The sequence below is a fragment of the Lutibacter flavus genome (assembly GCF_900188355.1).
Lineage (GTDB): Bacteria > Bacteroidota > Bacteroidia > Flavobacteriales > Flavobacteriaceae > Lutibacter > Lutibacter flavus.
Genome location: NZ_FZNX01000001.1, coordinates 137,854 through 146,765 on the forward strand (window position 1 = coordinate 137,854; position 8,912 = coordinate 146,765).

Sequence of the window (8,912 nt, forward strand, 5' to 3'; positions counted from 1 at the left end):
TTGTGTAATCGATTACATTAAAGTAATTGATTAAAGTATAGTTAAAATTTATTCTGTATGTGCAAAAAAATAATATTGGGATTAGTGATGATTACATTGTTGATTTCCTGCAAAGAAGAAAATAAAAAGATTGTTTCTATTGATCATTGGGAGAAAATGCAACAAATTATAGATAGCATTGCAGTACCAACTTTTCCAAATAAAACATTTAATGTATTGGATTATGGAGGTATTGGAGATGGTGTTTTTAGCAATACAGAGGTTTTTAAAAAAGTAATTAATGAATGTACAAATAGCGGTGGAGGAATTGTATTAATTCCAGAAGGAAAATATTTGACAGGTCCAATACATTTAGAAAATAATGTGAATCTGCATTTAGAAGAAGGTTCTGAGGTTTTATTTAGTACAAATCCAGAGGATTATTATCCGTTAGTACATACTTCCTACGAGGGAACTGAATTAATGAATTATTCACCATTAATTTATGCATACAATAAAAAAAATATAGCGGTTACTGGTAAAGGAATTTTAAACGGCCAAGCGAGTAACGAATTCTGGTGGTCATGGTGTGGAAAAGATTCTTACGGTTGGAAGCCAGGAATGGGTCAGCAAAAGGATAGTTTAAATCTTCCGGTATTAATGGAGATGGGTGAAAATAATACACCAGTTAATGAACGTGTTTTTGGTGAAAATCACTTTTTACGCCCAAGTTTTTTTCAGCCATTTGAATGTACAAATGTTATGATAGAAGGTGTAAAGATAATTAATGCTCCTTTTTGGGTAATGCATCCTATAAAATGTACAAATGTAATTGTTGATGGTGTTACAGTAGAAAGTCATGGTCCAAATAATGATGGTTGCGATCCAGAATATTCAAAAAATGTAATTATTAAAAACTGCACCTTTAATACAGGTGATGATTGTATTGCTATAAAATCTGGCAGAAATGGTGATGGTAGAAGAGTTGCAATAAAAAGTGAAAATATTGTAGTTCAAAATTGCAAAATGATTGATGGCCATGGTGGTGTAGTTATGGGAAGTGAGATTTCTGCGGGAGTAAGTAATGTTTTTGTTGAAAATTGCGTAATGGATAGCCCAAATCTTGATAGAGCTATTAGAATTAAATCAAATTCAAAAAGAGGTGGCCTTGTTGAAAATATTTTTGTTAGAAATATTGAAGTTGGTCAGGTGAAGGAAGCAGTTCTAAAAATTAATATGTTTTATGGTATTTATGGTAAGCAAGAAGGAGACTTTATTCCTGAAGTTAGAAATATTAGCTTAGAAAATATTACGGTTAAAAATGGCGGGAAGTATGGGGTTTTGGCTAAAGGCTATAAAGAATTACCAATTCAAAATGTTACTTTAAAAAATGTGGTTATAGAAAAAGTTGACAAACCATATTCACTAGAAAATGTGAATAATTTAAATTTTATAGATACATATATAAATGGAGAACTAATGAAAAACATTAATTAAATAAACAATAACCAAATAGAACCAAATTATGAATATCAAACTTTTATTAAAAAAATTATTAAAATGTAGTTTTACATTTTTAGTTTTTATGACCTTGTTCTTGGGGAATGCAATATATGCCCAAGGAGGATCTACTATAAGTGGAGTTATTTCTGAGGCATCCGGCGGACCGTTGCCTGGAGTGAATATTTTAGAAAAAGGGACAAATAATGGGGCTTCAACAGATTTCGATGGGAATTTCACTATTAAAGTTTCGAAATCAAATGCCATTTTAGTAATTAGTTATTTGGGTTTTGAAACTCAAGAAATTAATGTTTCAGGTAAAACTACAATTCAAGTTGTGCTTAAAGCTAATCTTGAGTCGCTTGATGAAGTTATAGTTATTGGATATGGAACGTCTCGTAAATCAGATTTAACAGGTTCGATTGTTTCTGTTTCTGGTGATGATTTGAAAAATCAACCAATTTCAAATGTGGCTGAAGCTTTAACAGGACGTATGGCGGGTGTTCAGGTTACATCTACAGAAGGATCTCCTGATGCAGAAATTAGCATTAGAATTAGGGGAGGTACTTCTTTAACTCAAGATAGTTCTCCACTAATTATTGTTGATGGATTTCCTGTAAACAGTATGAGTGATGTTTCTTCTTCTGATGTTGCGAGTATTACAATTTTAAAGGATGCATCATCTACAGCTATTTACGGTTCAAGGGGGGCAAATGGAGTTGTTATTGTAACAACAAAAAAAGGTAAAGATGGTAAAATAGATGTTGGTTTTAATACTTTTTATGGTATGAAAACTATTGCTAAAAAAATTGACGTTCAAAGTCCTGAAGATTTTGTAAAATGGCAATATGAATATGCATTACTAGATGATAATTTAGAGTCTTATGAAAAATATTTTGGTCAGTATCAAGATTATGACCAATATATTGGAATGAAAGGTAATAATTGGCAAGAACAGGTTTATGGTGGATTGGGTGAAGTAAATAGCCAAGATTTAGGAGTTCGTGGAGGTTCAGAAAAAGTTAATTTCAATTTTAACTTTGCGCACTACGATGAAAAAACTACAATGATAGGGTCAGATTTTGAAAGAAATAACTTGTCTTTATCATTAAAAAATAAAACGAGTGATAAAATTGATTTATCATTTACAATTCGTTATTCCGCTACTGAAATTAATGGTGGAGGAGCTAATGAACAAGATGAAGTATCTTCTGCAGATGCACGTCTTAGACATAGTGTAGGGTATTCACCAATTCCATTACCTGGTTTAACAACTGATGACACTGATGAAGCACTTTCAAGTTATTTGGTAAACCCTTTTGTTGCTGTAGCTGATAATCAGCGTCAAAAATTTAAGAAAAACTTAAATATGCTGGGAAGTTTTTCTTGGGAACTAATTGAAAATCTTAAATTAAAAGTTGATTTAGGGATGGATAATTATAATTATTTAGATTACCGTTTTTATGGTAGTTCTACATATTATTCAAGAAACAAACCTTTAGCAGATAATCAAGGGTTGCCATCTTTAGTATTTAATGATCAAAAAAGAGAGCGATTTAGAAATGCGAATACTGTTAACTATGACTTTGGAGATAAATTAGGAGAAGATCATAGTTTAAAGCTTCTTTTAGGGGAAGAAATGATAATTACTCACAATAATAGAGTAACTAGTGAAATTCAAGGGTTTCCAAGTTTTTTCGATATTCAAACTGCAAAAAACCTTACTACACAAGGGACACCACAATCAGTTAATAATGCGTATAGCCCAGATGATAAATTATTATCCTTTTTTGGACGTTTAAATTATGCTTATAAAGATCGTTATCTTATTACAGGTACTTTTCGTGCAGATGGTTCAAGCAAATTTTTAGGTGATAATCAGTGGGGTTATTTTCCATCTGCGGCCGTTGCTTGGAAATTGAAAGAAGAAGACTTCTTAAAAGATGTAGATTGGGTTAATTCGCTTAAACTTAGATTTAGTTATGGACAAGCTGGGAATAATAATATTCCATCTGGACAACAAGTACCAACTTTTTCATCTTCTAATACTACCTACATAAATAATGTAACAAAATATTGGGCTGTATCTAGCGTATTAGCAAACCCTGATTTAAAATGGGAGACTACAATTACCCAAAATGTTGGTATTGATTTTGGTTTATTTAATGGGGTTGTAAGTGGTTCTGTAGAAGCATATAAGAATTTAACTCAAGATCTGTTGCTTAATACCTTATTACCAGGAAGTGGTTATGCATCTCAGTATAGAAATATGGGTGAAAATCAAAATACAGGTGTTGAAGCTTCTATAAATATTGCTGCCATAGAAAAAGAAGATTATGGTTTAAATATTTCTCTAAATATAGGGGTGAATAAAAATAAAATAAATTCACTTGGTGTATTAGATGATTTGGGGGTGCCAACAACAACAGGTTGGGCTTCTTCACAAATTGGAACTGATTACCTTACAAATGTTGGACAATCTGTTGGTGTAATGTATGGTTTTAAGAGTGATGGCCGTTACGAAGTATCAGATTTTGATTATGACGTAAGTTCAGGAGAATATACATTGAAATCAGGAGTTGTAAAAAATTCTTGGTTAGGGGATGTTATGCCAGGAACTATGAAATTAAAGGACATTAATGGTGATGGTGATGTAACTATAGATGATAATACAATTATAGGTAATGCAAATCCAGACCATTCAGGTGGTTTAGTAATTAATGCATATGCAAAAGGTTTTGATCTTTCTGCAGCTTTTAACTGGAGCGTTGGAAATGATGTTTACAATGCCAATAAAATTGAGTTTACTACATCTAATCAAAATGGACAGTATAGAAATCTAAGTACAATTATGGCTGATGGAAATAGATGGACAAATTTAGATCCGGCATCAGGTCAATTAGTATCAGATCCAAATCAATTAGAAGCATTAAATGCTAGTACAACAATGTGGTCTCCATATATGTCTCGTTATGTTTTTAGTGATTGGGCTGTTGAAGACGGTTCTTTTTTAAGATTGAATACACTTACTTTAGGATATACTGCTCCAGAAGCTGTAATTTCTAAGCTTGGTGTTTCAAAGCTAAGATTTTATGTTACAGGAAATAATGTATTTATTATAACAAACTATTCAGGTCTTGACCCTGAGGTTTCAACAAGAAGAAAGACTCCGTTAACACCTGGTGTTGATTATTCGCCATTTCCACGTAGCAGACAAATAGTTTTTGGTTTAAACCTTAATTTTTAATTAAAAAATTCTTTAGAAGATGAAATATAAAATAATAATATTAGGAATAATAATGGCGGGGTTTTTTACTTCCTGTCAAGATATTGGCGAAGATTTCTTAGATGCTCCAGCTAAATCAACTTTAGAAGAATCAATAATTTTTTCTACACCTGGGTTAACTGAAGGAGTTGTTGATGGAATTAAAGAACGTATGGGGCAAACAAACTCTTATAGAGGGCGTTACATACCTTTTTATGGGTTTAATACAGATACAGAATGGAATTATAATTCAGATAAAGTAGGGGATGCTGTTGGTGATCTTTGTGTTTATGATGCTAAACCAACGAATACTTATATGGATAGAGATAATAATGCTTGGGCTATGATGTTTTCAGGAATAGAACGTGCTAATATTTGTATTAAAGGAATACGAGCATACGGTAATCCTGAACCAGGAAATGAAATGGGACAATTATTGGGAGAAGCTATAGCTTTAAGATCCATTTATTATGCTGATTTAGTGAAGGCTTGGGGAGATGTGCCAGCACGTTTTACACCAATAACTTCTGATTCTATATTTATACCAAAATCAAGTCGTGATGTAATTTATAAACATGTTATATCAGATTTAGAAGAGGCAGCTACATTAGTTGCATGGCCTAATGAAATTGAAGCTACCACTAGTGTTGAAAGAATTAACAAAGCTTTTGTAAAAGGATTAAGAGCTAAATTGGCTTTAGCAGCAAGTGGTTATCAACAATACCCTGACGGTGTTAGAAGAAGTAATGATCCTGAGCTTTCTGTTGATAAAATGTATAAAATTGCATTAGATGAATGTAGAGAAATAATTAATAACGGTTCGGCACAATTAGAACCTACTTTTGAAGGTCTTTGGAGAAAATTAAATACGGAAAACGTTAATGCTGGAGGTGAATCTCTTTGGGAAATCCCTTTTGGTGAAGGTCGTGGAAGAGTTTTATTCTCCTTTGCAATACGCCATAGAACTGCTGATCAATATACAGGGCAGCCTAGAGGAGGAATAGCGGGACCGCTTCCTACTGTTTTTTATGATTATGATGAATCTGATATCCGAAGAGATATTACTTGTGTTCCTTACCAATGGGGAACTGCTGTTGATGGAATTTCTCAACAAGAGCTAGTTGGTTCTGATACTTGGTATTTTGGTAAGTACAGATATGAGTGGATGAATCGTTATGTAACATCAAGTAATGATGATGGTGTTAATAAAATTTATATGCGTTATGCCGAAGTCCTTTTGATGGCTGCAGAGACTGCTAATGAATTAGAAGGTGCAGCTGCAGCAGCTCCATACTTAAAACAAATACGTAGTAGAGCATTTAGTTCTAATGATCAAGCTGTAAAAGTAAATGATTATGTAAATGCATTGTCAAGTAAAGAGGATATGTTTAATGCAATTGTAAATGAGCATAAATATGAATTTACTGGCGAAATGGAGCGTAAGCAAGCGCTTATTCGTTGGAATTTATTAGGTGAAAATTTGGCTGAAGCTAAAACGAAAATGTCTGATTTCAAAAACCGTACAGGTGAATATTCAGATGTAGCTACAACTTTGTATTATAAGTATAAAGAAGATGGAGAAACACTTGATGTTTATGGACTTAATAGAGGGGAACTTGGTAATCCAGGAGCAGAATACTCGGCATTTGGATGGAATTCATTAGAAGACAACATGATAAATTCATTATACAAAGTTGGTGTAGATCCTGATAATAGACAATTCTGGCCAATTTGGCAAGTATTTATTGATGGGAGTAATGGCAAATTGGTTAATGATTATGGCTACTAAGAGTTTAAAAAATTAAGAAATACGTTATTATGAAAACAAAAAATATATTAAATAAATTACTATACTTTCTATTTCTAACAATTACAATTGCTGGTTGTAGTTCATCTACAGATGAGTTGATTGAAGAGTTGACAATAGATAGAGAATTTACTCCTGTGGCAGTAACAGCAAGAGTTAGAAATCAAACAATGGTTGAATTGAATTGGACCGTTCGTGAAAAAGTGGACAATTATGTAGTAGAGTTTAGTGCAGATGATACAGAGTTTACTAATATTTTTAAGTCAGTTGAAGTTACTACCAATGATTTACCAGTTAAAATAGAATTGGAAGGTGAAACTATTTATTCTATTAGAATAAAAGCTGTTAGTTCTAGAGGATTAGAAGATTCGAAATGGGCAATAACCGAGGCGACAACGTTAACAGAGCAAATTATGTTAGCTTCTGAACCAGGTGATATTGAGGCAACTCAAGCCACGTTAAGATGGAGACCTAATAGTAATGTGACTCAAATCGCGTTAAGTCCAGGCGATATTATACATGATATAACATCGCAAGAATTAATTGATGGAGTTGCAGTTATAACTGGATTAACTGGTGCAACAGCTTATTCAGCCTTATTATTAAATGGTACTAAAACAAGAGGTTCTTCTACATTTGAAACAGGAATTGATATTGGTGATAATACTTTAGTTACCGTAGATGATGATTTATTTCAAATGATTGCTGATGCAGCACCTGGAGATATTTTATTATTAGAAGAAGGAGATTATACATCGCAAATTGGAACAATTACTTTAGATAAATCAATTACTATTCAGGGGTTAAAAGCTGATTTCAAACCTCTTTTAAAAGTTGGTTTTTCAATTGCTTCAGGTGCAGATGATGTACAATTGATAGATTTAGATTTAACAGGAGATGTAGCATCAGAATTGCAAGATGTTGTAAGTTACTCGGATGTAGGTAACTTCAATTCAATATTAATTAGCGGATGTAATATTCATGATTATAATCGTTCTTTTGTTAGAGGTTCCACTACTGGTTCAATACTTCAGTCTTTAACAGTTGAAAATTGTATTGTAACCAATATTCTTACAAGTGGTGGTGATTTTATCGATTTTAGAAATTCTGATGTGCTTAATGTAAATGTAAATACAAGTACATTTAATAATTGTGCTCCAGAACGAGACTTTTTCCGACTTGATGATGCAGGAGCTTCAACACAAACAGGTCTAACTTGTAATGTATTAGTAGATAGTTGTACTTTATACGCTTGTTCTAATAGTTCTAGTAGAAGAGTTTTATATGTGAGATTTCAAGCAAACACAATAACTGTTAAAAACACATTGATTGCTGAGACTTTATCTGAAGGATATTCTGATCAAAGTAGAACGGATCCAAATCCTACATTTGATAATAATAATTATTTTAATGCACCTGGATTTTTTAATTCTTCTCAAACAATATATGATGGGTCAGGAACCCATACTGAGTTAGACCCTGGATTTACAGATGCTGCTTCTGGTGATTTTACAATTTCAAATCAAATATTAATAGATAATCAAGTTGGAGATCCAAGATGGAGAAATTAGATAATCTTAAATATAGGTTATAACAATTTTGAGAGGTATTCGCTTTTTTGAATACTTCTCAAAATTGTATTTTAAATTAATTCACATTTTAGTTGGTTTCAATTAAAAATTAATAGGAACTGTAATACTTAATATAAATTTTTAGATAAACTCAAAAAAAATTAAATATAAAACTCGTAACATGATGAAAAAACTACTTTTATTAACTTTTTCGCTCTTACTTGGGGTCTTGCAATCCTTTGGGCAAAATGCATCTACGGTAACGTATGACTTTACCGATGGAACTATTATTACTAATAAACAAAGTACTGATGGTAAACTAACTTTAGGTGGTGACTATGTGTATCACGGAACTTCTTATGGACTTGATTTAAAAGTAGATCAAGAAATAAATATTTCCGTAGATGGTAGTTGTACTATTAGCTTTTTAGGTTCTCAATATTCGAGCCTTAATATGGTTGGGACCGCTGTTACATCTGGAGATTTAGGCGTGTTATTTACACAAGTTGAAAATGACAAAGTAGATACTTATGAGTTTGTTTATTCTGGCGGAGCAGCTACTTTAAATTTTATTACTGCTTTAACAGAAAGTGGAGGAAGCGATACATATTTACCTTCAATTCAAGTAATCACAACAGAAATGCCAAACGGATTAGCAGATGTTTGGGATTTTGGAGCAACACAATTGGATGATGCCAAATACAACAATAGATTAACTGAAGATGTTATCAATGCTTGGTATCCTGGAGTTACAGCAGGAACTGAAGGCGAAAAAATACCAGCTACTTTT

General features: G+C 32.4%; 5 protein-coding genes. All 5 read left to right on the top strand.

Annotated elements, in window-relative coordinates; translation table 11 throughout:
- The first annotated feature begins 57 nt into the window (after positions 1-57).
- The gene (locus tag CHB63_RS00655; protein ID WP_089376510.1) at positions 58-1,476 is read left to right on the top strand and encodes a glycoside hydrolase family 28 protein; all 1,419 of its coding nucleotides are present in this window, start codon (positions 58-60) and stop codon (positions 1,474-1,476) included.
- Between the two features lie 28 nt (positions 1,477-1,504).
- Positions 1,505-4,726: a SusC/RagA family TonB-linked outer membrane protein gene (locus tag CHB63_RS00660; protein ID WP_089376511.1), complete on the top strand. Its 3,222-nt coding sequence runs from the start codon at positions 1,505-1,507 to the stop codon at positions 4,724-4,726.
- Positions 4,727-4,745: 19 nt separating this feature from the next.
- Positions 4,746-6,533 carry a RagB/SusD family nutrient uptake outer membrane protein gene (locus CHB63_RS00665; protein ID WP_089376512.1) on the top strand — a complete coding sequence of 596 codons (1,788 nt, stop codon included), beginning with the start codon at positions 4,746-4,748 and terminating at the stop codon, positions 6,531-6,533.
- 29 nt (positions 6,534-6,562) lie between these two features.
- Positions 6,563-8,122: a DUF5123 domain-containing protein gene (locus CHB63_RS00670; RefSeq protein WP_089376513.1), complete on the top strand. Its 1,560-nt coding sequence runs from the start codon at positions 6,563-6,565 to the stop codon at positions 8,120-8,122.
- Positions 8,123-8,303: 181 nt separating this feature from the next.
- Positions 8,304-8,912: hypothetical protein (locus tag CHB63_RS17070; protein ID WP_217898389.1), on the top strand; the 609-nt coding region annotated here is incomplete at its 3' end.